27 protein-coding genes are annotated in these 24747 nt (G+C 57.2%); 13 read left to right on the top strand and 14 right to left on the bottom strand.

Features of this window, described 5'->3' with window-relative positions:
* Window positions 1-157 precede the first annotated feature (157 nt).
* Together AAHA41_RS01330 and AAHA41_RS01325 are read left to right on the top strand one after the other, a co-directional pair.
* Complete coding sequence (locus AAHA41_RS01330; RefSeq protein ID WP_042030240.1) at window positions 158-1165, top strand: isocitrate dehydrogenase; 1008 nt, start codon at window positions 158-160, stop codon at window positions 1163-1165.
* A 116-nt stretch (window positions 1166-1281) separates the two neighbouring features.
* Window positions 1282-1737, top strand: a complete 456-nt coding sequence (locus tag AAHA41_RS01325; protein ID WP_231499725.1) for a hypothetical protein — start codon at window positions 1282-1284, stop codon at window positions 1735-1737.
* A gap of 75 nt (window positions 1738-1812) precedes the next feature.
* Here AAHA41_RS01325 and rlmM read toward each other — a convergent pair whose 3' ends face one another.
* The 6 genes from rlmM to dinB form a co-directional block, all read right to left on the bottom strand.
* Window positions 1813-2907 (bottom strand): 23S rRNA (cytidine(2498)-2'-O)-methyltransferase RlmM, encoded by a 1095-nt coding sequence (gene rlmM / locus AAHA41_RS01320; protein WP_201907843.1) that lies wholly within the window; start codon window positions 2905-2907, stop codon window positions 1813-1815.
* Window positions 2900-3286, bottom strand: a complete 387-nt coding sequence (locus tag AAHA41_RS01315) for a DUF423 domain-containing protein (protein WP_041208057.1) — start codon at window positions 3284-3286, stop codon at window positions 2900-2902. Before AAHA41_RS01315 ends, rlmM begins: the two co-directional genes overlap by 8 nt.
* Window positions 3287-3317: 31 nt before the next feature.
* Window positions 3318-3956 carry an alpha/beta fold hydrolase gene (locus tag AAHA41_RS01310; RefSeq protein WP_323068605.1) on the bottom strand — a complete coding sequence of 213 codons (639 nt, stop codon included), beginning with the start codon at window positions 3954-3956 and terminating at the stop codon, window positions 3318-3320.
* On the bottom strand, window positions 3949-4869 hold the full coding sequence (locus AAHA41_RS01305; RefSeq protein WP_005338622.1) for a transcriptional regulator GcvA: 921 nt from the start codon (window positions 4867-4869) through the stop codon (window positions 3949-3951). The genes AAHA41_RS01310 and AAHA41_RS01305 overlap by 8 nt, the downstream gene beginning before the upstream one ends.
* A gap of 283 nt (window positions 4870-5152) precedes the next feature.
* Window positions 5153-7294, bottom strand: a complete 2142-nt coding sequence (locus AAHA41_RS01300; RefSeq protein ID WP_323068591.1) for a methyl-accepting chemotaxis protein — start codon at window positions 7292-7294, stop codon at window positions 5153-5155.
* Between the two features lie 67 nt (window positions 7295-7361).
* A complete protein-coding gene (gene dinB, locus AAHA41_RS01295; RefSeq protein ID WP_323068589.1) occupies window positions 7362-8417 on the bottom strand; it encodes a DNA polymerase IV in 1056 nt (351 codons plus the stop codon).
* Between the two features lie 132 nt (window positions 8418-8549).
* Here dinB and AAHA41_RS01290 point away from each other — a divergent pair, with 132 nt between their 5' ends.
* Entirely contained in the window at window positions 8550-8756 is a 207-nt protein-coding gene (locus AAHA41_RS01290; protein ID WP_323068587.1) for a hypothetical protein, read from the top strand.
* 112 nt (window positions 8757-8868) lie between these two features.
* On the opposite strand, the gene AAHA41_RS01285 is transcribed toward AAHA41_RS01290, so the two are convergent.
* Both AAHA41_RS01285 and AAHA41_RS01280 read right to left on the bottom strand, forming a co-directional pair.
* Window positions 8869-9429, bottom strand: a complete 561-nt coding sequence (locus AAHA41_RS01285) for a DJ-1 family glyoxalase III (protein ID WP_323068586.1) — start codon at window positions 9427-9429, stop codon at window positions 8869-8871.
* Between the two features lie 31 nt (window positions 9430-9460).
* Window positions 9461-10402, bottom strand: a complete 942-nt coding sequence (locus tag AAHA41_RS01280; protein ID WP_042030228.1) for a 2-dehydropantoate 2-reductase — start codon at window positions 10400-10402, stop codon at window positions 9461-9463.
* A gap of 199 nt (window positions 10403-10601) precedes the next feature.
* Between AAHA41_RS01280 and AAHA41_RS01275 the strand changes: the two genes are divergently transcribed.
* The gene (locus AAHA41_RS01275; RefSeq protein WP_104015496.1) at window positions 10602-11084 is read left to right on the top strand and encodes a YajQ family cyclic di-GMP-binding protein; all 483 of its coding nucleotides are present in this window, start codon (window positions 10602-10604) and stop codon (window positions 11082-11084) included.
* 101 nt (window positions 11085-11185) lie between these two features.
* Here the strand turns inward: AAHA41_RS01275 and AAHA41_RS01270 are convergent, their stop codons facing one another.
* The 5 genes from AAHA41_RS01270 to AAHA41_RS01250 all read right to left on the bottom strand — a co-directional run bounded on the left by AAHA41_RS01270 (window position 11186) and on the right by AAHA41_RS01250 (window position 16031).
* Entirely contained in the window at window positions 11186-12028 is an 843-nt protein-coding gene (locus AAHA41_RS01270) for an outer membrane protein OmpK (RefSeq protein WP_215807416.1), read from the bottom strand.
* Window positions 12029-12184: 156 nt separating this feature from the next.
* The gene (locus tag AAHA41_RS01265; protein ID WP_108571658.1) at window positions 12185-13558 is read right to left on the bottom strand and encodes an AmpG family muropeptide MFS transporter; all 1374 of its coding nucleotides are present in this window, start codon (window positions 13556-13558) and stop codon (window positions 12185-12187) included.
* A gap of 164 nt (window positions 13559-13722) precedes the next feature.
* Window positions 13723-14298 carry a peptidylprolyl isomerase gene (locus AAHA41_RS01260; protein ID WP_033114219.1) on the bottom strand — a complete coding sequence of 192 codons (576 nt, stop codon included), beginning with the start codon at window positions 14296-14298 and terminating at the stop codon, window positions 13723-13725.
* Between the two features lie 2 nt (window positions 14299-14300).
* On the bottom strand, window positions 14301-14885 hold the full coding sequence (locus AAHA41_RS01255; RefSeq protein ID WP_043849300.1) for a YajG family lipoprotein: 585 nt from the start codon (window positions 14883-14885) through the stop codon (window positions 14301-14303).
* 12 nt (window positions 14886-14897) lie between these two features.
* Window positions 14898-16031: a methyltransferase gene (locus AAHA41_RS01250; protein WP_323068582.1), complete on the bottom strand. Its 1134-nt coding sequence runs from the start codon at window positions 16029-16031 to the stop codon at window positions 14898-14900.
* A gap of 205 nt (window positions 16032-16236) precedes the next feature.
* Here AAHA41_RS01250 and AAHA41_RS01245 point away from each other — a divergent pair, with 205 nt between their 5' ends.
* The 9 genes from AAHA41_RS01245 (at window position 16237) to nqrM (ending at window position 24099) form a co-directional block, all read left to right on the top strand.
* Window positions 16237-16551, top strand: coding sequence for a BolA/IbaG family iron-sulfur metabolism protein (locus AAHA41_RS01245; protein WP_033114216.1), 315 nt, complete (start codon window positions 16237-16239; stop codon window positions 16549-16551).
* A gap of 437 nt (window positions 16552-16988) precedes the next feature.
* A complete protein-coding gene (locus AAHA41_RS01240; RefSeq protein WP_041208046.1) occupies window positions 16989-18332 on the top strand; it encodes a Na(+)-translocating NADH-quinone reductase subunit A in 1344 nt (447 codons plus the stop codon).
* A gap of 3 nt (window positions 18333-18335) precedes the next feature.
* Window positions 18336-19565 carry an NADH:ubiquinone reductase (Na(+)-transporting) subunit B gene (locus AAHA41_RS01235; RefSeq protein ID WP_041208045.1) on the top strand — a complete coding sequence of 410 codons (1230 nt, stop codon included), beginning with the start codon at window positions 18336-18338 and terminating at the stop codon, window positions 19563-19565.
* Complete coding sequence (locus AAHA41_RS01230; protein ID WP_041208044.1) at window positions 19555-20343, top strand: Na(+)-translocating NADH-quinone reductase subunit C; 789 nt, start codon at window positions 19555-19557, stop codon at window positions 20341-20343. Before AAHA41_RS01235 ends, AAHA41_RS01230 begins: the two co-directional genes overlap by 11 nt.
* Window positions 20336-20968, top strand: coding sequence for an NADH:ubiquinone reductase (Na(+)-transporting) subunit D (locus AAHA41_RS01225; protein ID WP_033114212.1), 633 nt, complete (start codon window positions 20336-20338; stop codon window positions 20966-20968). Before AAHA41_RS01230 ends, AAHA41_RS01225 begins: the two co-directional genes overlap by 8 nt.
* A gap of 3 nt (window positions 20969-20971) precedes the next feature.
* Window positions 20972-21568, top strand: coding sequence for an NADH:ubiquinone reductase (Na(+)-transporting) subunit E (gene nqrE / locus AAHA41_RS01220; protein WP_041208043.1), 597 nt, complete (start codon window positions 20972-20974; stop codon window positions 21566-21568).
* A 32-nt stretch (window positions 21569-21600) separates the two neighbouring features.
* Window positions 21601-22824 carry an NADH:ubiquinone reductase (Na(+)-transporting) subunit F gene (gene nqrF, locus AAHA41_RS01215; RefSeq protein ID WP_033114210.1) on the top strand — a complete coding sequence of 408 codons (1224 nt, stop codon included), beginning with the start codon at window positions 21601-21603 and terminating at the stop codon, window positions 22822-22824.
* 3 nt (window positions 22825-22827) lie between these two features.
* Window positions 22828-23865, top strand: coding sequence for an FAD:protein FMN transferase (locus AAHA41_RS01210; RefSeq protein ID WP_323068577.1), 1038 nt, complete (start codon window positions 22828-22830; stop codon window positions 23863-23865).
* Between the two features lie 9 nt (window positions 23866-23874).
* Window positions 23875-24099, top strand: coding sequence for a (Na+)-NQR maturation NqrM (nqrM, locus tag AAHA41_RS01205; RefSeq protein ID WP_041208041.1), 225 nt, complete (start codon window positions 23875-23877; stop codon window positions 24097-24099).
* Window positions 24100-24173: 74 nt separating this feature from the next.
* Here the strand turns inward: nqrM and AAHA41_RS01200 are convergent, their stop codons facing one another.
* On the bottom strand, window positions 24174-24737 hold the full coding sequence (locus AAHA41_RS01200; protein WP_323068575.1) for a DUF3833 domain-containing protein: 564 nt from the start codon (window positions 24735-24737) through the stop codon (window positions 24174-24176).
* Between the last annotated feature and the right edge of the window lie 10 nt (window positions 24738-24747).

The following is a 24747-nucleotide window of genomic DNA, read 5'->3' as shown; positions in this document are numbered from 1 at the left end:
GCCCGAACAAAAATGCAGGCAAGGGTGCGAACCATGACGAGACTCACCCTCGTCGTTGATGAAAATGAGTAGAATGTAAAGGAATGTGGTTGGATTGCTAAGTAAATGATATAAAGCAGCCCCATCCTCCCCTATACCCTGGAAGTGGAACCCTCTCATGTCCAAAAGAACAATTACCGTTATCCCGGGCGACGGCATTGGCCCCAGCATCATCGAATCAGCCATCCAGATCCTGACCCACGCAGGCTGTGATTTCGAATATGAGTATGCAGATGCGGGTCTGGTTGCCCTTGAAAAGCATGGCGAACTGCTGCCACAGGCGACGCTGGATCTGATCGAGAAGAACAAGGTCACCCTGAAAGGGCCGCTCACCACTCCGGTTGGCGGCGGTTTTACCTCCATCAACGTCTCCCTGCGCAAGAAATTCAACCTCTACGCCAACGTGCGTCCGGTCATCTCCTTCAAAGGCACCAAGAGCCGTTACGAAAACATCGACATCATCACGGTGCGCGAAAATACCGAAGGGATGTATTCGGGCGCGGGCCAGAAGCGCAGCGATGACAACAAGAGCGCCGAGGCGATGAGCATCATCACCCGCGAGGGGGCCGAGCGCATCGTCAAATTCGCCTTCGAGCTGGCCCGTCAGGAGGGGCGCAAGAAGGTCACCATCATCCACAAGGCCAACATCCTCAAGTCAACCTCCGGCCTGTTCCTCGAAGTGGCTCGTGAAATCGCCAGCCACTACCCGGATATCCAGAGCGAAGAGATGATTGTCGATGCCGCCTGCATGAATCTGGTGATGTATCCGGAGCGCTTCGATGTGATGGTCACCACCAACCTGTTTGGCGACATTCTCTCGGACCTGTGCGCCGGTCTGGTTGGCGGTCTCGGCATGGCGCCGGGTGCCAACATCGGCGATGGTGCAGCTATCTTCGAAGCGGTACACGGCTCGGCGCCGGATATAGCAGGCAAGAACATCGCCAACCCGACCTCGGTGATCCTCGCCTCCATCCAGATGCTGGAGTACCTCGGCATGCAGGATAAAGCGGAGCGGATCCGCGAGGCGGTACGCACCACTATCGAATCCGGTGATCGGGTTACCCGGGATCTGGGTGGTAGCGCCTCCACCAGCGAATTTACTCAGGCCATCATCGAGCGGTTATGAGTTAATCCATTGATATTGAAAGGGAGCTGCGGCTCCCTTTTTTATCTTCGCAATGACCTCACCCAGCTGTCTTTTGCCGTCTATTTTCATAGGAGAGGTGACAGGGAGGGTCTCCGATGCGTACTACCGGAATGGTATTTTTGACAGGGTTGTTACTCTTGACTGACCGGGCTGTCGCATTGGAAAACAGCACCAATCCGGGAGCCATGCTCCCGCGCCAGCAGGCGCTGACCAGTCGCGAAGTGTGGCGCTCTACGCTGGATACCAACGATCTGCTCAAAGCTCCCAAACCGCTCTCGTTCGGTATTGAAGTCACCACCGACAACTACGGCAACCAGCAGATCTCCTCCTATCCGCAGCTCAATCTCACCCCTGAAAAGAGTGTCAGCCTCTCTTTCGAGCGCTACAAACCCAAGGTCAAGTTCAGAACCGGCACCATGAATACGGCAATCAAACTGAGGGGCAACGGAGTAAAACTGCAGCTCAATCCGGTCGACAAGAGCATTCCCCTCGAGATCGAGCTGAAGGTCACCAATGACGAATCCTCCCTGCGCGTCGATTATCGCTTCTAGCCAGTGCCAGATAGTAAAAAGACCGGTGAGTTTCCTCGCCGGTCTTTTTACTATCTCGGATATGCGTCCTGTCTATCAGGCCTTGGGTTGCAGCTTGGAAACCCAGTACTTGTTGTAGACATGCACAGTGATCTCTTCACGATCGTGGTAGAGCTGCTTGGCCTGGATCACGAACGCGTTGTCGATCTCTTTGAGCATCTCACGCAATACCTCGATATTGTGCACCGATTCGGCATAACGCTTCTTCATCGGCAGCTTGAGGTTGAACATCGCCTCCTGGCAATCATTCTCCCGGAACCAGTCCGCAATCATGTGAACGACCCGCGCCGGTTTATCGACCATGTCGCACACCAGCCAGTAGGTGTTCTTCTTGCTCGGACGCCAGACAAAGCCGTCATCGCGCACATGTTTGACTTGACCGGTATCCATCAGAGATTGCGCCATCATGCCGTTGTCGACCGCCGTCACCATCATGCCACGACGCACCAGCTGATAGGTCCAGCCACCCGGGCAGGCCCCCAGATCCACCGCCTTCAGGCCGGAGCAGAGACGCGTATCCCACTCTTCTCGCGGCACGAACACGTAAAACGCCTCTTCCAGCTTGAGGCTGGAGCGGCTCGGCGCATCGGCCGGGAAGCGCAGACGCGGGATCCCCATATGGAATCCGGAGTTGTTGAAGGAGTAGGAGTAACCCAGCAACACGTGATCATTGGCCATGAAGAATGCGTGGAACACAGGGCGGTTCGGCGTCTCCTTCTTGGTGAGGATTTCGTTGTTGCGCAGCGCCTGACGCAGCGGCACGGTGAACTTGCGGCAGAAGGCCGACAGCTCTTTCGCTTCGTTGGTGTCAGCAGTCTCGACCCGCAGATCGCCGCAAATGGTGTATTCGCGAACAGCTTCGATGATGGGGGTGATCCGATCCGCAACATCCAGATCCTTCAGATCATGGGTGACCACCAGCATCTGACGGATAAAGATAAGTTCGCGGAATGGCAGCTTGCGAGCCAGCAGGTCCGCCTGCTCCTCGTCATACAGTTCAAATATCACATAACCACTGTCGTCCTTGACCCGGGCGAAACCGTAGCACTGCATGTTACCGGCACGCTCGGTGATCTCTGCAGCAGCCTCTTTCTCAAAACCGGGGCGGCAATAAAGCAGCAGATTATTCATTTTTTCCTCCAAGACGACAGCCAGCCCATATCAGAGCCGCCCATCCCAACATAAAACAGAGGCCACCGGCCGGGGTAATGAGCCCCAGCCCCTTGCTGCCAAGCAGCACCATGGCGTAAATACTGCCGGAGAATCCCAGGATCCCCAGCACAAATGCGGTGCCGGCAACGGTAATCACCTTGCTGCGCACCCCGCACCAACCCAGTACCAACAGGGCCAGTGCGTGAAAAAACTGATACTGCACGGCGGTATTAAAGGCCGCCAGACGCTCGGGAGCAATGCCGGTGGCGGCCAGTCCGTGGGCGCCGTAAGCCCCCAGCATGGTTGCCGTCAGCCCGAAAAAACCGGCCAGCACCAGCCAGTGTCGATGGATACTCATCCTGACTCTCCTTCTATGATTCCCCGATGCGTCAAACCGGCATCGGCACAACACCAACGAATTGCCGTATCCGGCTGGCGGCCTGTTGCAGATTATCCTGCTCGCAAAGACCACTGCTCTTTCTCGGCTTGAAACCATGATCACCATCGGTCAGCCAGTGGACCGATACGGCGGATGAGAAAGGAAAATCGGCCAGTTCGACGCGAGAACCGAAAGTGTCGCGCTCCCCTTGCAGCAGCAGGGTCGGCGTCTTGATCTGCTTGAGAACCTCGCCCCGCCAACGGTCGGGCCGAGCCGGGGGGTGGAAAGGATACCCGAGAATGAGCAAACCTGCAGCATTCATCTCGCAATAGATCTCGTCACTGATCTCGGCCGCCATCCGCCCTCCCATCGACTTGCCAGCCAGAAACAGCCGGGGATGGGCAAATTCCCGTACCATCTCGCGCCAATGGTCAAGCAAGACGGGTTGCCGGTCTGGCGGGCGACGCTTGCCATCCAGAGCCCGCTTGCTCATATAGGGAAAGTTGAAGCGCACTACCTCGATATCCGGCCCGGCCAGCAGACGCGACAGCTCGGCGAGAAAGGCGTGTTCCATTCCGGCGCCGGCACCATGTGCCAATAAAATGCGAACGGGGGCATCAACAGCCCCCTCACGGATCACCTCATGCATCGGCGAGTCGCGCTCTGCGGCGAGCCTCTTCCTGCTCAACCAGCTCCAGCATCCAGTCGCGGAAGGCTACGATCTTGCCCTGATCGGACTGCTGCTCCTGACAAACCAGATAGAAGGCATTTTTGCTCACCAGCACCTGCTCGAACGGACAGATGAGGCGGCCAGCCTCAATCTCGGGCTGAGCCAGCACGCTGTGGCCAAGTGCCACTCCCTGACCGTGGATCGCCGCCTGGATCACCATGGTGGAGTGGCTGAAGATGGGGCCCTGATTGACGTTGGGCGCATCGATGTCGAGCTGGCGGAACCACGCCTTCCAGTCGCGGCGGGAAGTGTCGTGCAACAGGGTGTGCAAGGTCAGATCCTGCGGAGTGCGCAGTGGCTTCGGGCCAGTCAGCAGCAAGGGGGAGCAGACGGGGATAAGGTATTCGGTGTGAAGCTTGTCCGAGCGCAGACCCGGCCAGTTGCCACGGCCGTAGTAGATAGCCACATCAACATCATCGGTCAGTGAGCCTTCATCCAGATCGACCGCCTTGATCCGCACATCGATGTCGGGATGGCGCTCGCTGAACTTCACCAGCCGCGGCACCAGCCACTGGATGGCAAAACTCGGCTGCAGGCTCACCGTCAGCGCCCCTTTGGCGCTGCGTGCCAGCAGCTTGTCGGTCGCTTCCGAGATGGAGGCAAAGATATCCTTGATATCGAGGAAGTAGCCCTGCCCCTCTTCCGTCAACAGCAGGGAGCGGTTCTTGCGGCGGAACAGCTTGATGCCAAGATACTCCTCCAGCGCCTTGATCTGATGACTGATGGCAGCCTGGGTAACGAACAGCTCTTCCGCAGCCCGGGTAAAGCTTAAGTGACGAGCCGCAGCTTCGAACGCCTTGAGGGCATTGAGCGGGGGTAAACGACGAGACATGACACCAGCCGACGATGAGTTTTTCTAATGGGGCGCATTATAATTTGTCGGTTGCGGGTCGACCAGTGAATAAACATAATTCGCCCAGCAATCAGTCGCCATATGGCTCACATTTTCTACTACATGTTGGTTTGCATGGGTTTTTCGTGAGTCGTTCGACTGTGATTGTGGTGTTGTGTTTCTTCCTCTGCGGGAAGAGGGGTTTAAATCTTATCGATTTGACCCAGTCTGTCATCTGAATGTGTTTGGCGCCTCCTGTCGGATGGCGCCTTTTTTCATTCCCTTATACCTTGAACTGACCCACCAGCTGCTGCTGCTTGTCGGCCAGCGCCGACAATTCGCGACCGTTTTCGGCGGAGGTCGCAGCCTCGGCGCGGATGGTGTGGCTCACATCGCGAATGTTGCTGACGTTGCGGTTGATCTCGTCTGCGACCCTGCTCTGCTCCTGCGCCGCCCGGGCTATCTGCTCGTTCATCTGGTGGATGGTGGAGACCGACTGGATGATCTGCTCCAGCACCCGCACCGAGAGATCGACCTTGCCCAGCGTCTGGTCAGCCTGACCATGACCATCGTGGATCGCCTTGACCACGGCTCCGGTGCCGGACTGCAACTCGCTGATCAATTTCTGGATCTCGACAATCGCATTCTGGGTACGACCCGCCAGATTGCGCACCTCGTCCGCCACCACGGCAAAACCACGGCCCTGTTCACCGGCCCGCGCAGCCTCGATGGCCGCATTGAGCGCCAGCAGGTTGGTCTGCTCCGCAATCCCCTGGATCACGGTGAGAATATCGTTGATGTTGTCACTGTTGGCGGAGAGCCGTTCAACCACCGGCAGTGCATTGTTGATGATGGCCATCAGCTTGCGCATCGCCTCCTGGGTATCGGCCACCACATACTTGCCCTCTTGGGCTGCCGCGTCGGTTTCATTGGCCGCAGCCACCGCCGAGGAGGCGTTGCCGGAAACCTGCAGAGCCGTTGCGCTGAGCTCTTCAAAGGCAGTAGCGACCAGATCGACCTCCTGATACTGGGTCTGCATGCCACTGCTGGTGCGCTCGGCAACGTGAGCCGCCTGCTCGGCACTGGTACGCGTTCCTTCTACCGTAGCGATGACCTGACTGATGGTCGATTGCAGTTTGTTGAGGAAGCTGTTGAACCACTTGGCCAGCTCGCCGATCTCGTCCTGACGATGAATTTCGATCCGCTGGGTCAAGTCCCCTTCACCAGTGGCAATATCCTTGAGTCGGGCAACCACGGCACGGATGGGGGCAACGATTTGACGGGCCATCAGCCAGATAAAGCTCAAGGCCAGTAAGGAGATAAGCGCGCCAATCCCAAGCTGGGTGGCGACGCTGCGACTCGATTCACTGGCGAGATCCTCTTGCAGCTGCTGGGCCGATGCGAGCACCACGGCTCGGGGCAATTCGATATAGATGCCCCACTTGCGATCGGTACCACGCATGGTCACGGGGACAAAGGTTTGTAGTATAGAGCCATCGCTGCTCCAGCGGCTCAGCTCCTGCCCTTGGTTGAGCCACCCTTTCAGGTCAGCAGCCAACCCCTGATACTTCTGATCCAGTGCTCGCCCCAGCGTGACATCAAATTGATCAGCACCTGCCACACGCCCTTCATGACTGACCAGCAAGATCCTGCCTTTGCCGTCATAGAGCTCCTTGTCCATGGTGGAAACCAGATTCTGCAACGCAGTCAGAGAGATGTCGACGCCAACCATCCCCAGCAAGTTGCCGTTCTCCAATAGAGGGGTGCTCACCGACGTGATCAGAACCTTTTTATCGCCGACGTCATCCAGATATGGTTCAAGCAGGCAGAGCGCCTTGGTGCGAATGCTGCAACGATACCACTCGTTTTCAACGCCACCTGACGCGGTCGGTGTTTCGTCAGCCAGCACATCCTCGTTTTGCACCTCAGGTACCAGCTTGCCGTTGTCATAGGCCCAATAGGTTGAGAAACGCCCTTTGTCATTGGAGCCTATCTCGCTGGAGCCCTGATAGTTGCTGTCCTCTCCGTCCAGCTGATCGGGTTCAAACACAGCGTAAACGCCGAGCAGATTGGTGGAAGAGGCTGCGGCATCGTGCAGCTGCTGGTTGATAGCGCCACGTAGCGCCTCGGAGTGAACAAAGTTGTCGGCCGCATTCTTGCGCTGGAACAGCACATTTTCAGCAAGCAGAGTCGCCCGGAAATAGGCCTCGTCCAGATAACTGGTCACCTTGGCAGCCTGCTCCGCCCCCATCGCTTTCATCCAGTTTTCTGCCGATTGCTGCGCCTCATGCATTGTTGCTTGGCGCACTTGCTCCTGCATCTTGTTGGCATTGAAAAGAGATGAAGCAACCAGTGCGGCTGCGGTAACCAACAAACAACAACCGGCAATCAGGGTGATCCGACCCTGGACAGAAAGAGCACTCATGCCAATATTCCTAACGTCATAGCGATATGGATAGTTTATCGACTTTATAAACAAAAACTTAACTATCTCAGAGCAAATCCAGCGATAGTTGGTTAACTTCTCCCTCTTTCGGCAAACCCACCACCAACCCCAGCAGACGTACCGATCGCCCTTGCGCCCGCAGCAACCCCTCTTTCAATAAGGGTATGAACAACTCGGCCTGATATCCTCCCTGACTGCGATAAACAGTTGTCTGGTGAAAATCAGCAAATTTGAGCTTGATCCCCTGCCCCATAAGCTGTTCTGCCGGGCAGACCTGCTGGAAGCGGCGCTCCAGCTCGGGTAACAGTCGATTTAGCACCTCCATGCAGGCCAATTCATCACAGAGATCGCTTGCCAGTGTGGTTTCCACGCCAACCGTCTTGCGAACCCGCTGTGCCTGCACCGGCTCTTCATCCAGACCCCAGATGCGGCTCGTCAGCATCTCGCCCAGCTTGCCGAACCGGCTTTGCAACTCCTCAGGCGCCAGTGCCCGGGCATCCTCGCAAGTGAACAGCCCTTGCGCCTCCAGCCGCTCTGCCGTCTTGCGCCCGACGCCGGGCAACTTGCCAAGAGGAAGCAGGCAGGTAAACGCCTCCACCTCGTCAGGGCGGATAATGAACAGACCATCCGGTTTACGCTGCTCCGAGGCGAGCTTGGCCAGAAACTTGTTTGGCGCTACCCCAGCCGACGCGGTCAGCCCCAGTTCGGTGACGATGGCATGACGGATCTCCCGGGCCATCAGGGTGGCACTGCCGCCGCAGCAGCGACTGTGAGTGACATCGAGATAAGCCTCATCCAGCGACAAAGGCTCCACCTGATCGGTATAGCGATGAAAAATGGCTCTTAACTGACGGGAAATATCCTTGTAGAGCACCATCCTTCCCGGCAACAGCACCAGCGGCGGACAGAGCTTTTTCGCCAGCGCGGTGGGCATGGCCGAGCGCACACCAAAGCGGCGGGCAACATAATTGCAGGTCGAAATAACGCCACGTCGCTCGGACGCCCCCCCTATCGCCAGCGGTACTTCCCGCAATGCGGGGTTATCCCGCATCTCCACCGCGGCAAAAAAACAGTCCATGTCGATATGGATGATTTTGCGCATACCACTGTATAAATAAACAGACATCGCATCATATTACTGCAAGCCCGGGAGGAGCTCTATCTCAATCAATGGCTGCGTTGCTGTTAGACTCCAAAGAGACCTCATCAATCACTGCAACAAGGAGTGTTGGCAATGAAATACCTCTGGTTGGGACTCTGTCTGCTGCCGTTCGCCGGGATCGGCAAAAACAATCCGACCTCCGAGTGCCGTTGGCTCTACGATCGCATCGCGGCACTGGAACAAGCCATCAAGAAGGGGGACAAGCTGGGCACGCAGGAAGAGCTCTCCCGCTGGCGCACCGAGTTCAAAGAGAAACAGTGCAAAGAGTACGACTACTGACCAGGGGTATCGTTCGGGCATAGAAAAAACGGGCCCCTGCCGATATGGCGGGGGCCCGTTGTCAGACAAGATGAGAGCGCAGCTAAAGGCTCATGAAGCAGATAACCCTTGGTTAAGGCAACACCATAGGCGCCGCTACCGCAGCAGCCAACTCATCACTACGCAGCACCCGCACCAGTTCGAGGGCAAACTCGATAGCGCAGCCCGGCCCCTGGCTGGTGATCAGGCGATGCATCTCATCCCTTACAACCCGAGCGGTGGAGAGCTGCGTTGCCGGTAACCGAGCCTGAAAAGCGGGGTGACAGGTCACGCAAGCCTTATCCAGCAAGCCGTGGTGGTGCAGCACGACGGCAGGAGCTGCGCAGATGGCGGCTCGCCAGCGACCAGCGCTCGCCTGCGCCCTGAGCAGCTCGATAACAAGCGGGGTATCGCGGATCACTTCGCTGCCAGGCAGGCCACCCGGCACCACGATAGCCTCAAAATCACGATGAGCCAGCTCATCGATATGGCAGTCGGCCACCAGCTGGACCCCGCGCGACGCCTTGATCTGGCGCTCGCCAAGCGGGCAACAGGAGGCCAACACCACCTCCAGCTGGGCACGCACCAAGGTATCGACAATCGCCACCGTCTCGATCTCTTCCGATCCGGGCGCAACCAGAACCAGTACGCTCATCTTTGCCTCCTTGCTGTTGACCTCGTCAGAGTCAGGCGGTCTGACTCTTCTCTTTGACCGCCTGATAGAGCCCCTGATTGACCGGGACCGCGATGCCATGCTCGGCCGCTTTGGCCAAGAGGAATCCGGTGATCGCTTCAATCTCGGTCTCTCGACCCAGCTCCATATCCTGACACATGGAGGAGTAGTTGTCGGCGGTCAGCTCGACCACTGTCATCACCCGGCGCAGCAACTCTTCAGCGGTCGTGGCAATGCCTTGCGCGCTCATCACATCGGCCACCTCGACGCAGACCTGCTGCAGTGCATCAGCAAAACGGGGGCCAGCCAGCTCGCCATTTTTCAGCTTGTGCAACGCAGTCAGCGGGTTGATGGCGCAGTTGATGGCCAGCTTTTGCCACTGACGCTGCAAAATCTGCTCATCCCAACCGGCCTGACCGAGCGCCAGTGCCAGTTCGTCAGCCAGAGCGGCATGTGCCCTGGCGGCCTCATTGACCGGCCCGAGCCAGGTTTCGCCCTTGCCGGTGTGGCGAAACACGAAGTGGCCCAACTGCATGGCACCATGGCTGGTCACACCGGCAATAACCGGATTGTGGGGAAACATGGCAACAACCTGCTCGGCAATCCCCATGCCGTTGTGCAGCAGTATGATGGGCACTTCAGCATCCAGCTTGCCAACCAGCGGCGCCAGTGCAGCAACCACCTGACTGGCCTTGGTCATCACCAGCAGGCGCTTGATCTTGCCCGGTTTGCTGGCGAAACCACGTTCGATATTGAGCAGCTGAACGTGCCCTTCCAGCGAGGTGAAATCAAACCCCGGATGCAGGGTGGATTGATGATGCTCGCGCAACAACACTCGGGTTGACTGGCCGCTTTGGGTCAACAGGGAGGCAAAAACGCCGCCGAGAGCACCGCAACCCAATATGGACCATTGAGTAGTGGCAGGCTGTCGGGAATTCTTTAATCCGCTTGGCATGGTGTGACTCTGTCAGGGTAAGGGTTGCAATCCTCTCAACCTGTTACCGGGGATAAGTGAAGCTGTCGCTGGCGGACACTATCGGGTCCACCCATCCTGTGCGCACAAGATTCTAGCAGAGCAGCCCCATCAAAATCAGCAAATTTGCCTTATTTCTGGTAGATTTGGCCCCCGATAACGCAACATGAGGAGCCCGGCTATGCCGTCATTCGATATTGTCTCTGAAGTCAAAATGAACGAGGTGTTGAACGCCGTCGACAACGCCAATCGTGAACTGGCCACCCGTTTCGATTTTCGTGGGGTAGAAGCCAGCTTCGAGTTGAACAAGGAAGAGGTCAAGCTGGAGGCGGATGCCGATTTCCAGCTCAAGCAGATGGTTGAAATCCTGCGTGGCGCCCTGCTCAAGCGCAATATCGAAAACAGCTCGATGGACGTGGGCGATTCCGTTCACTCCGGCAAGCGTTTCCACCTGACCGTAAAGTTCAAGCAGGGGATCGACAAGGAAGTGGCCAAGAAGCTGGTCAAACTGATCAAAGATTCCAAGATCAAGGTGCAGGCTGCCATCCAGGGTGATGAAGTACGTGTCACCGGCAAGAAGCGTGACGATCTGCAAGAGACCATGGCACTGATCCGTGGCGCCGAGCTGGGTCAGCCGATGCAGTTCCAGAATTTCCGCGACTAAATAATGTTGTTGCGTGGCGCCGCTACCGAGCACGTCACGCAATAAGCGCGAAAATAAAAAACCGGAGCCAAGGCTCCGGTTTTTTTGTACCCCAAGCTTTATTAGAACTTGTAGGTAACAGAGAAGTAGTGACCAAAACCGGTAGTGCTCAGACCACCGAACGCACCATTGTTGATACCATAAATTTCGTTGAAGTACTTCAGACCGTAACCGACCGCATAACGATCGGAGTGCCAGTAGATACCATGGAAAGTCCCAAGACCATTGGAGCTCTGGTTGTCATTACCATGAGTATCTTTATCAAACAGATAATCCAGATAGCCCTGATAGGATACGAAGCTACCGTTGGAGAAGGTATAGAAAGGCTTGAACCAGTTCATTGAGAACTGATAACCGTTCCAGTCGCCTTCTTCCTCTGCGAAGCCACTTTCAGTTGCATGACGAGCATACAAGTTCATACCTACTTTGCCGAACCAAGGCACTTGTACATCAGCACCCAGACCGATCATGTTTTCCATCATATTGCCATCGGTACCGTGTCCGGTTTCCACGTTGTTCAAAGTGGCAATATAGAGTTCCTGCACGGGGCCAAAGGAGAGATCTTTACCGGTCAGAGCATCCAGAGAGAGACGCGGTGCAAACTTCATGAAGATGTTGCTGCCATTGTGTTTGTCACTGTGGCTGCTTTGGAAAATATCAAATACGTCTACATAGCCATACAGGTCAAACAGACCAGAGCGACCGCCAAATTCCATTTCCAGATAGGTGTCGTTATAGCCATCTTTCGCGCTCATAGGACGCTGGTCGATGGTGTGCATTACGTTGAACTGCATCCATTTATAATCGTTTTTGTGGATGTCACCACTGTAGTCAGCAGCGAAGGCCGGAGTGGCAGCAGCAGCCATCAGGCCGGCAGCGATCAGAGTCTTGGTAAATTTGGCCATTTTATTGGTCTCTTGTGCGTTAGTTGAGGTTTTCCGTAGCCTGCCCACAAGGAGCGAGAGGAATTCTAATCAAATAAAATAGGGGGAGAAACAACTTCTCGGGAACTTTATCCGGAAGTGTGAATCTAATCACCCCCGATTCTACGCAAACGCTTGCTATTTGTCAGCCGCTGAGAGCAACGCACTCCCCTTTCTGGCTACCAGCACAATCAACAACAACACAGGCAAACCCAATAAACTGGTTCCGACAAAGAAGGCACTGTAGCCAATCTGCTCCACAATTTGTCCGGAAAAACCGGCCAGCAGTTTGGGCAACAGCAACATCACCGAGCTGAACAGGGCGTACTGGGTCGCCGAAAAGGCGACATTGGTAAGACTCGAGAGATAGGTGACAAACGCAGCAGTCGCGATACCGGCGCTGAGGTTGTCGAGGGAAATGATCAGCGTCAGCAGCTCCAGATTGTGGCCTACCTGGTGGAGCAGCGCGAACAGCAGGTTGGTACTGGCAGTGAGCAGCGCGCCAAGAAACAAAATGCGCAATGTGCCAAACCGCATCACCAGCACCCCCCCCACGGCGGCCCCCACCAGCGTCATGATCACCCCGAACACCTTGGTGATGGTGGCCACCTCGGTCTTGCTGAACTGCATGTCTACATAGAAGCTGTTGGACATCACCCCCATCACCACATCGGCAACCCGATAACAGGCGATAAGCGCCAGGATCAGCATTGCCGAGTGACCGTAGCGACGGAAGAAGTCGGCAAAGGGGCTCCAGACCGCCTCATAACCCCAGGCCCCCGCACTGGCCAGCGGTGCAGGCCAGCCACGGGCCAGCAACAGAGCCTTTCGCTCCCCCTGCTGCTGGCTCTGTCCCGCCAGATCGATTTCCGGTTCATGACACAAGAGGGTTGTAATCACCCCAAGGGACATCAGCGCAGCCATCAGCAGATAGGTCACCTGCCAGCCGTGATAGTCATACCCGCTGTTGCTGCCAAACCAGGCCGCCAGCGCCAGTGCGCCGGCACCGGCGATGATCATCGCCAACCGGTAGCCGGTCATATAGGAGGCCGCCATCGCCGCTTGCAGCCGCTCCGGTGCCGACTCGATGCGATAGGCGTCGATCACGATATCCTGCGTCGCTGAAGCAAACGCCACCAGCAGGGCGAATAGTGCCAGCTGGGTCAAACCACTCTTGGGATCACAAAACGCCATACCGACCAGCGCACCGGCGATCAGCAGTTGGGAGAAGAGCATCCAGCTGCGGCGACGCCCCAGCAGGGTAGAGAGCAGTGGCAGCGGCATGCGATCCACCAGTGGCGACCACAGCCACTTGAAGCCATAGGCCAGTGCAACCCAGCTCATATAACCGATATCGGTCAGGCTGACATCCGCTTCCCGCAGCCAGTAAGAGAGGGTGCCAAAGACCAGCAACAGGGGCAGACCCGATGAGAAGCCCATGGCAAAGAGGATCAGCACTCTGGGTTCGAGATAAACGGCGAGGGATTCTCGCCAGCTCGGCTTGCGGATCATGTTGAACTACCTGACGAATCTGGGAAAAGTGCGCCATTTTGGCAGGTTGGAGCGCGATAGCCAAGGCAGGGAGATAGATGAACAAAAGGCTCACCCCAAACGGGATGAGCCTTCAAAACAGTTACCGGACCAGCCAAAGAGAGCGTGGCAGGGAAAACTGGCACCTACTTCTTGGCTTTCTTCTCTACCGGGGGTTCAGCCAGCAACACCACCTTCTTCAGGATGATGGGACTGGTCGGCACATCGTTGGCACGCAGAATGGGGCTGTAGCCAGTCTGCACCTGCGCCAGCTTGTCGAGCACTTCCATCCCCTGCACCACCTGACCAAATACCGTGTAACCGGCACCGCCATCGGCGTTGAGGTTGTTGTTGTCGACCAGATTGAAATAGAACTGACGCGTGGCGCTATCGACCGCCTGGGTACGGGCCATGGCGATGGTACCGCGCTTGTTGGGCAGGCCGCCACGGGATTCGTTGACTACCGGTTCATAGGTTGGCAGCTGCTGGAACTGCTGGTTGTAACCGCCGCCCTGCACCACGAAATCCTGGATCACCCGGTGGAAGATGCTGCCGTCATAGCTGCCATCCGCCACGTAGCGCAGGAAATTCTTCACCGTCTGCGGTGCCTGTTTGGATGCCAGCTCCACCACGATATTACCGTGGTTGGTTTCCAGCTTCACTTTCGGACCAGCGAACGCCAGCGGGGCAATCAACATGGCCAGCAACCAGAGTTTTTTCATCTTTACACCCCTGTGGTCGCAGGCTGACCTTTCAGATAACCACGCAGCGCCTCGTCGGCCATGATCTGCTGCAGTGCGCTACCCAGTTGCAGGTTGAGGGTGGATTCCAGATCCGCCATACTCGGCTCGCTCGGGCTCTCCTTGCTGGAGGACATGTTGAACTGCTTGGTCAGACGGTTACCCTGAAAATCGGCGATCACCTGCAAGCTGACACGGGACTTGGTGACATAGGTAAAGGTCTTCTCTTCCACATTGACCGCGGCGTTGGAGATGACCAGGGTCAGGTTGGTGGTACCGCTGTTGCCCACTTCCAGCCCCTGACTGCGCAGCCCTTCCGCCAGCCGTTCGGCCATCAGCAGGTTGAGCGGACGTTCGCTGTTGACCAGCACAGGTGCTTTCTCCTTGTACTTGATGGAGAAGACATAGGCGGCTTCACGCTTGTCCACCCCTTCCATGGTGATGCGGTTACCAGAGTAGACTTGCTGGTTGGCGGGGATCACCTGCGGGTTGAGCATCGCCGTCTCCGGCCAGTGAGTGGCACACCCGCCCAGCATCAGGGCGGCCAGCAGCAAGAGTGACTTTTTCATCATGGGTTTCCTTTAGCGTTTGATGGCTTTCAAAATAACGAATTTGCTGTTCGACGCAACGACTTGTGCGTTGGCAAACAGACGCTTGAGCTTGTTGTGATAGTCCAGATGACGGTTGCCTACTATCCAGAGTTCGCCCCCCCGAGGCAACACCCGGTGCGCATCGCAGAACATCTGCCAGGCGATATGATCGGTGATTGCCTGCAACTGATGGAAGGGAGGATTGCAGAGAATCCGATCCGCCGAACCAGCCGCGACACCGTCGAGACAGTTGTTGACCATAAAGCGGGCGCGCGGCAGCGCATCGGCCAGATTCTGTTCCACATTGAGCCGAGCCGAGGCAACCGCCATGTAGGACTCATCGATAAAGGTCACCTCCACCTCGGGATCCCGCGCCAGCAGCGAGAGTCCCAGCACGCCGTTGCCGCAACCGAGATCGATCACCTGACGGGCGCTGTGGATAGGCAAGTTGTCCAGCATAAAGCGGGCCCCGATATCGAGACTGGTGCGCGAGAAGACGTTGGCGTGGTTATGGATGAGCATGTCGGTGCCCTCCAGCGGCCAAACGGTCGGAAAGGGGTTGGCCAGCGCCGGCAGGTCAGCCTGCGGCTCGCAGTGAATGAGACGCGCCTTTTTCCAGGCCAGCGAGGTACGAGTCGGCCCCAGATACTTTTCGAACAGCTTGAGGGTCGAGGTATGAATATCCTTCGCCTTGCCGGCTGCGATGACGCGGGTCGCCGGTGTCACCACCTCCCGCAGCGCTAACAGTTGCTGCTCCAGCAGCGCCTGATATTTGGAGACCTTGATTACCACCAGCGCGGGGGTAACAGGCAGCGGTGCCAGCGCATCCTGCAGGGTGATCCCGCCAACATCCAGTCCGTTCTCGGCCAGATTGGCCAGGATCCCGCGCTCGCTGATGTAGGAGTCGGTCACGCAGCAGGGAGCATGGCCATACAGAAAAGCTGTCAGCGCTCCGAAGTTGTCATTCATGATGATGACGGGGCCAACCTGCTCGAGCGGCGCCTCCGCCAGGGTATTGATCAGATATTCGTCAGCCGCATCCCATGCTTGCAGCGTCTCCTGGCTCAGGCGCGGATAACGATAGAGCGTGAGCTGGCAATGGGGCGTCTCGAGAAGGGTTTGCATAGGATGAGTCCAACCTCGGCTTGATTCGGATAACAGGCGCCTGGGACGACGCAAAGTGGCGCTATTCTAGCGAGGAGCAGGAATTTCACCAGTTGCAAGCGCGTCAGAGCGCGCTGCTGATGGATGATTTCCCTCGCAAGGGGGTTATTCAGCCCCGCAACTGCCGATAGAATGGCCCGACATTCACGTTTCGGAAACAACACAGATGACCATGCAACAACTGATCGAAGCCAAGCTGACCGCAGCCCTCTCCCCCAGCCTGCTGGAAGTGATCAACGAAAGCCACATGCATCGGGTTGAACCAGGCTCGGAGAGCCACTTCAAGGTCATCATCGTCAGTGAACAATTTGCCGGACAGCGCCTGCTTGCCCGCCATCGCCAGGTCAACGCCATTCTGGCCGACGAACTGGCAGGGCCGGTTCATGCGCTGGCGCTGCACACCTACACCGGCAGCGAGTGGCAGGAGAAAGGCAATGCCCCGCGGACCCCGAGCTGTGTGGGCAAACCGTCGCTCTCCTGACACAATTGACCTCCCGATAACCTGAACATCGGCAAATAGCCATAAATTAAACAAATACTGTGCATTTCCAGCCTTTTTGACGGGTTGGAAATGCAATTTTCCCGGACGATGTTCAAGGCTGCCTCATCCAGGTCTCCCCCTCCTCTTTCCTCGACAAAGCGCAAATAAAAAACCTTTAAAACCACGAGTTACAAGGGGTTTGGCGATTATTCATTGCAGGTTAATTTTGTGATGCCACGGGGATTTTGCCCATTTGGCATGGAAAAAAATGCACCTTGAGTGGTAAACTCAGGCGCTTTTGAATGACCTCGCATGTTTAATAATCGTTGTGTCAGCCCGCCTGGCACGGCTGCAATGCCGATTCATTCAACCACCCGTCGTGATGTATTTCTCGGCGCTAACCAACCTCTCTTCCCGTAACGGTAGTGCAATTAAGTATGATTACAATCAAAAGAGGACTGGACATCCCCGTGCTGGGTGCGCCAGAGCAAGTAATCTACGATGGCCCCGCCATCACCCGTGTTGCTACACTGGGCGAGGAGTTCGTGGGGATGCGACCTACTATGTTCGTCAAAGTAGGTGATCGCGTCATCAAAGGTCAGGAGCTCTTCGAAGACAAGAAGAATCCGGGCGTTAAATTCACAGCTCCCGCCACCGGTGTGGTCTCAGAGATCAACCGTGGTGCCAAACGTGTTCTCCAGTCCGTGGTCATCGACCTGGACGGCTCCGATGAACAGGTGACCTTCGAGCACTTTGCCTCTGCCGAGCTGGCCAAGCTCGAGCGCAGCAAAGTACAGGAGATCCTGCTTGCATCCGGCCAGTGGACCGCGCTGCGCACTCGCCCCTTCAGCAAAGTTCCCGCGGTAGGCACAGCCCCGCGCGCCATCTTTGTGACCGCCATGGACACCAACCCGCTGGCCGCCAACGCAGAGCTGATCATCAAGGAGCAGTCTCAGGCGTTCCTCGACGGTCTGGCCGTGCTGACTCGTCTGACCGACGGCACCGTCTATGTCTGCAAGGGCGAAGGCAGTCTGCCTCACTCTCCTCTGGCCAAGGTCAAGGAAGAGATCTTTGTTGGCCCGCATCCTGCCGGTCTGCCAGGTACCCACATCCACTTCCTGGATCCGGTCAGCAGCACCAAGGTGCAGTGGCACATCAACTATCAGGACGTGATCGCATTCGGCAAGCTGTTCACCACCGGCCAGATCTTCACTGACAAGGTGATCGCTCTGGCAGGCCCGAACGTGCTCAAGCCGCGTCTGCTGCGTACCCGCATGGGTGCCTGCATCAGCCAGCTCACCAACAACGAGCTGCGCGCTGACGAAAACCGCGTCATCTCCGGTTCTCTGCTGAGCGGTGCCAAGGCTGACGGTGTTCACGACTATCTGGGTCGCTACCACAATCAGGTTTGCGTACTGGGCGAAGGTCGCGAGAAAGAGTTCCTGGGCTGGATCAACCCCAGCGCCAATAAGTTCTCCATCACCCGCACCACCCTTTCTCATCTGATGAAGGGCAAGCTGATCAACTTCACCACCACTACCAACGGTAGTGACCGTGCCATGGTGCCTATCGGCAACTATGAGCGGGTGATGCCACTCGACATCCTGCCGACCCTGCTGCTGCGGGACATGATCTCCGGTGATACCGACGGTGCCCAGGCACTGGGTTGTCTGGAGCTGGATGAGGAAGATTTGGCCCTCTGTACATTCGTCTGCCCCGGCAAGACCGAGTACGGCCCCATCTTGCGTGAGTGCCTGACCAAGATTGAACTGGAAGGTTAAGCGATGAGTTTCAAGCAACTTCTTGAAAAAATGGAACACCACTTCGAACCGGGTGGAAAGTACGAGAAGTACTACGCCCTGTTCGAAGCGGCGTACACCCTGTTCTATACCCCGGGTTCCGTAACCCGCAACGCCTCCCACGTTCGTGATGCGCTCGATCTGAAGCGCATGATGATCATGGTGTGGCTGGCCGTGTTCCCGGCCATGTTCTGGGGCATGTACAACGTTGGTAACCAGGCCATTGCCGCGATCGCCCACATGGGCTCGGCAGCCGGTGCCAGCAGCTGGCAATATGCGCTGGCGACCATGCTGGGTGCCTCCCTCGATCCCGCTGTTGCCGGTATTGGCAGCAAGATGATGATCGGTGCCGCCCACTTCTTCCCTATCTACCTGACCGCCTTCCTGGTCGGTGGCTTCTGGGAAGTGCTGTTCGCCATGGTACGCAAGCACGAGATCAACGAAGGCTTCTTCGTGACCTCCATCCTGTTTGCCCTGATCGTGCCGCCCGAGCTGCCCCTGTGGCAAGCTGCTCTGGGTATCACCTTCGGTGTGGTGATGGCCAAGGAAGTGTTCGGTGGTACCGGCAAAAACTTCCTGAACCCGGCGCTGGCCGGTCGTGCCTTCCTGTTCTTCGCCTACCCGGGCCAGATCTCCGGTGACGCCGTATGGGTTGCTGTTGACGGCTACTCCGGCGCAACCGCGCTGAGCCAGTGGGCACAGGGCGGCCAGATGGCACTGATCAACGGTGCAACCGGTCAGGCTATCAGCTGGATGGACGCTTTCCTGGGGAACCTGCCGGGTTCCATCGGTGAAGTCTCTACCCTGATGATCCTGCTGGGCGCAGCCATGATCGTCTACATGCGCATCGCCTCCTGGCGCATCATCGCCGGCGTGATGATCGGTATGATCGCCACCTCCCTGCTGTTCAACGTCATCGGTTCCGATACCAACCCCATGTTCAACATGCCGTGGCACTGGCATCTGGTGCTGGGTGGCTTTGCCTTCGGTATGGCCTTCATGGCAACCGACCCCGTCTCCGCCGCCTTTACCAACAAGGGCAAATGGTGGTACGGCGCCCTGATCGGCGTGATGGTCGTGCTGGTTCGCGTAGTCAACCCGGCGTTCCCGGAAGGCATGATGCTGGCCATTCTGTTTGCAAACCTGTTTGCTCCCCTGTTTGACCACTTCGTCGCTCAGGCAAACATCAAGCGGAGGATTGCTCGTGGCGTTTAATAAAGACTCAACCTTCGGCACCATCAGCGTGGTAACCGGCCTCTGCCTGGCCTGTTCCATCGTGGTATCCGTTGCTGCCGTTGGCCTGCGTTCTACCCAAGAGGAGAACAAGGCGCTGGACAAGCAGAGCAACATTCTCTCCGTAGCCGGCGTAGACATCAGCGATGTGGCCAAGCGCGATCTGGCCAAGCTGTATGGCGACAAGATCGAAGCCCGTCTGGTGGATCTCGCCACCGGTAACTTTGTTGACGGCGATGCCGACAACTTCGATACCAAGCAGGCGGCCAAAGATCCGGCGCAAAACATCCGTCTGGCTGCTGCCGACGACAAGGCTGGTCTGCGTCAGATCTCCAAGCTGGTTCCGGTGTTCTTCGCCAAGGATGCCGAAGGCAAGATCGACAACATCATCCTGCCCATCTACGGTCAGGGTCTGTGGTCGACCATGTATGCCTTCGTCGCGGTTGCCGCTGATGGCCAGACCATCAAGGGCATCACCTACTACGACCACGGTGAAACCCCGGGTCTGGGCGGTGAAATCGAGAATCCGGCCTGGCGCGAGCTGTTTGTCGGCAAGAAGCTGTTCGATCAGGATGGCATGCCGGCGCTGCGCGTCATCAAGGGTCACGCTCCGGCTGGCTCCGAGCACGAGATCGACGGTCTCTCCGGTGCCACTCTGACCGGTAACGGCGTACAGCATACCTTCGACTTCTGGATGGGTCCCAAGGGCTTCGGTCCTTTCCTGGCCAAGGTTCGTGCAGGAGAAATCAACAATGGCTGACAAGAGCGAAATGAAAAAGTTGCTGTTGACCCCTGTGCTGGGCAACAACCCCATCGCCTTGCAGGTGCTGGGTGTCTGTTCTGCACTCGCGGTTACCAGCCAGATGAAGACAGCGTTTGTAATGACCCTCGCGGTCATGGCGGTCACCGCCTTCTCAAACCTGTTTATCTCTCTGATCCGCAACCAGATCCCGAACAGCGTGCGGATCATTGCCCAGATGGCCATCATCGCTTCGCTGGTTATCGTGGTTGACCAGGTGCTCAAGGCCTATGCCTATGACATCTCCAAGCAGCTGTCGGTATTCGTCGGCCTCATCATCACCAACTGTATCGTGATGGGTCGTGCCGAAGCCTACGCCATGAAGAGCGCGCCGCTCCCCTCCTTCCTGGATGGTATCGGCAACGGTCTGGGCTATGGCGCCATTCTGCTGAGCGTCGCTACCGTGCGTGAACTGCTGGGCTCCGGCACCTGGTTCGGCATCGAGCTGCTGCCGCTGGTGAACAACGGTGGCTGGTATGTACCCAACGGTCTGCTGCTGCTGCCGCCGAGTGCATTCTTCATCATTGGTCTGATCATCTGGGGCGTTCGCACCAAGGATCCCAAGCAGGTGGAGGCGAAGGATTAAGGTATGGAACACTATCTGAGTCTGTTGATTAAATCGATCTTCATCGAAAACCTGGCACTCTCCTTCTTCCTGGGGATGTGTACCTTCCTGGCTGTGTCCAAGAAGGTAAAGACCTCCATGGGTCTTGGTATTGCCGTTATCGTGGTGCAAACCATCGCCGTACCGGTCAACAACCTGATCTACAACTACGTGCTGAAGGCAGGTGCCCTCTCCCCTGACCTGGATCTGAGCTTCCTGAGCTTCATCACCTTCATCGGGGTGATCGCGGCGCTGGTGCAGATTCTGGAGATGGCGCTGGACAAGTACTTCCCGGCGCTCTACAACGCCCTGGGTATCTTCCTGCCGCTCATCACCGTGAACTGCGCCATCTTCGGTGGCGTCTCCTTCATGGTGCAGCGTGACTACAACTTCATGGAGTCTGTGGTCTACGGCGTGGGTTCAGGTGCAGGCTGGATGCTGGCGATCGTTGCGCTGGCAGGTATCCGCGAGAAGATGAAGTACTCTGATGTTCCGGAAGGCCTGCGTGGTCTGGGCATCACCTTCATCACTGCCGGCCTGATGGCGCTGGGCTTTATGTCCTTCTCTGGTATCTCCCTGTAATCGGCTTTCCTGCAATCAGAAAGGAACGATAGATGGAAATTATTTTGGGTGTGGTCATGTTTACCGTGATCCTGCTGGCACTGGTGGCAGTCATTCTGTTCGCCAAGTCCAAGCTGGTGACCGCGGGCGACGTGACAATCAGCATCAACGGTGACCCGGCCAAGGCTGTGACCAGCCCGGCCGGTGGCAAGCTGCTCGGCGTTCTGGCCGGCAACGGTATCTTCGTCTCCTCCGCCTGTGGCGGCGGTGGCTCCTGCGGTCAGTGCAAGGTGCGGGTGAAGTCTGGCGGCGGCGACATCCTGCCGACCGAACTGGATCACATCAGCAAGGGCGAAGCCCGTCACGGCGAGCGTCTGGCCTGTCAGGTCACCGTTCGTGGCGACATGGACATCGAACTGCCGGAAGAGATCTTCGGGGTGAAGAAGTGGGAATGTACTGTTATCTCCAACGATAACAAGGCCACCTTCATCAAGGAGCTCAAGCTGCAGATTCCCGATGGCGAGAGCGTGCCGTTCCGCGCCGGTGGTTATATCCAGATCGAAGCGCCGGCTCACCACGTCTACTACAAAAACTTCGATATTCCCGAGGAGTATCGTGGTGACTGGGATCGCTTCAAGATTTTTGAGCTGGAGTCCAAGGTCGATGAGCCGATCATCCGTGCCTACTCCATGGCCAACTATCCGGAAGAGTTCGGCATCATCATGCTGAACGTGCGTATTGCTACGCCGCCGCCCAGCAACTGGACTGCCCCTCCGGGACAGATGTCCTCCTACATCTTCAACCTGAAAGCGGGTGACAAGGTGACCATCTCCGGTCCGTTCGGCGAGTTCTTCGCCAAGGATACCGATGCCGAAATGGTATTCATCGGTGGTGGTGCGGGTATGGCGCCGATGCGCTCCCACATCTTCGACCAGCTGCGTCGCCTGAAGTCCAAGCGCAAGATGAGCTTCTGGTACGGTGCCCGTTCCAAGCGCGAAATGTTCTATGTCGAAGACTTCGACATGCTCGCCGCCGAGAACGAGAACTTCACCTGGAACGTCGCCCTGTCCGATCCGCAACCGGAAGACAACTGGGACGGCTACACCGGCTTCATCCACAACGTGCTCTACGAGAACTATCTCAAGAACCACGAAGCACCGGAAGATTGCGAGTTCTACATGTGTGGTCCTCCCGTGATGAACGCAGCCGTCATCAACATGCTCAAAGATCTGGGCGTTGAAGACGAAAACATCCTGTTGGATGACTTTGGTGGTTAATCCATGCACAGTGTTGTAAAGACCTGGCTAGCCTTCGGGCTAGCCTTTTTCTTGACTGGGTGCGGTCAGGAAACGGTCCAATCCAAACCGGAGATCCACATCACCGGTAGCACCATGGGCACTTACTACTCCATCAAGGTGGCGGACAGCGTCATCACAGATCCGGCCAAGCTTCAGGCCGAGGTCGATGTGTTGCTGGAGCGGGTCAACGATCAGATGTCCACCTATCGTCCCGACTCCGAGCTGTCGCGCTTCAACCAGCATCGCGGCTCCACGCCGGTGGTGGTCTCGCGGGATACCGCACGGGTAGTCACAGAGGCCATTCACATTGGCCGTGAGAGCCAGGGGGCGCTGGACGTCACCGTCGGCCCCTTGGTCAATCTGTGGGGCTTTGGCCCGGACAAGCGACCAACCAAGATACCGTCCGACGAGCTGATCACCCAGACCCGTCAGAAGACCGGTCTTGGCAACCTGCACGTCATCACCTCGGTGGATGCCGATACCCTGCAAAAGGATATTCCCGACCTCTACGTCGACCTCTCCGCCATCGCCAAGGGCTTTGGCGTCGACAAGGTGGCCGAGTATCTGGAATCCCTGGGGGCGCGCAACTATCTGGTGGAGATTGGCGGCGAGCTGCGGATCAATGGCGTCAACGGCAAGGGTCACCCCTGGCGCGTCGCCATCGAAAAGCCGACTGCCAATGCCGGCTCGGTGCAGGAAGTTATTGTCCCGGGTGACAATGGCGTTGCCACCTCCGGCGATTACCGCAACTACTATGAGCTGGATGGCCAGCGCTTCTCCCACACCATAGACCCGCGCACCGGCAAACCGATCCAGCATCGTCTGGTGTCGGTGACCGTGATCCACCCCTCCTGCATGACCGCAGACGGGCTGGCGACCGTGTTCATGGTGATGGGTACCGAGAAGAGCCTGGCCTATGCCAACGAGCGGGGTCTGGCGATCTTTGTCATCACCAAGACCGACAAGGGCTATGAAGAGGCCTACTCCGAGGCCTTCAAGCCTTATCTGGTCAAGAAGTAAGAGGTAGAGATGCAGATTTTTCTGATCACCTTCGGGGTATTCATGCTGGTGATTGTGGCCATGGCCATTGGCTACATCTTCCAGAAGAAGACCATCTCGGGCTCCTGTGGCGGCCTGGGTGGCGTCGGCATCGAGAAGGAGTGCGACTGCCCCGAACCTTGCGACAATCGCAAGAAGAAGATGGCCAAGGAAGAGGCCCGTCGCAAGATGCTGGAGGAGAACCGGATCATCTGATCTGCCTGCCTTGCGATAGACAAAAGCGCGCCATCGGCGCGCTTTTTTATTGGCTTGAATGCGAAGCACATCGGTCAGGATGTTCGCTCGATGTAGAGGATCACCTCACCCAGATGGATGCCGAATTTGCTGATGGCGGCACGATTGATCAGGCGATACTCATCCAGCAGATACATCCAGTCATCGAAGCTCACCCGCACCACCTCGCCGTCCGGCAGCGCCAGATCGAGTTGATAACGCCAGTTGAGGGCAAACCCTTCACTCTTGCCCACGGCCTCCCCGACTACATCCGATGCCGTACCACGCCAGTGGCCATCAGCCCCCTTGCTGAGATACCAGGTACGAGTCTGCTGGCGACCATCGTCAAAATAGAACTGCTCGAACAGCTCGCCCTTGCCGTTCTGCCATTGCCCGGTCATCTCGACCCGAAAGCGGCTGGTCACTTCGCCGCTGCGGTCGGTCACCAGACCATGGGCCACCAGCTTGCCATTGAAGAAACGGGCGAGATCCCAGTTCGGCCCCTGGCCCCGATAACTGTCGAGACTGGCGCCACAACCACTGAGCAGCAGGCCGAGGCACAATACAAATAGACACCGCCCAAGTAGCAGTGGCCGTAACAACGACGGGATAAACAGCATGGCAGACTCC

Origin of the sequence: Aeromonas sp. SER, from assembly GCF_038739615.1 — a bacterium.
GTDB classification, from domain to species: Bacteria; Pseudomonadota; Gammaproteobacteria; order Enterobacterales; family Aeromonadaceae; genus Aeromonas; species Aeromonas jandaei.
The sequence above is the reverse complement of the archived record's forward strand: the minus strand, read 5'-3'. Positions and strand labels throughout refer to the sequence as shown.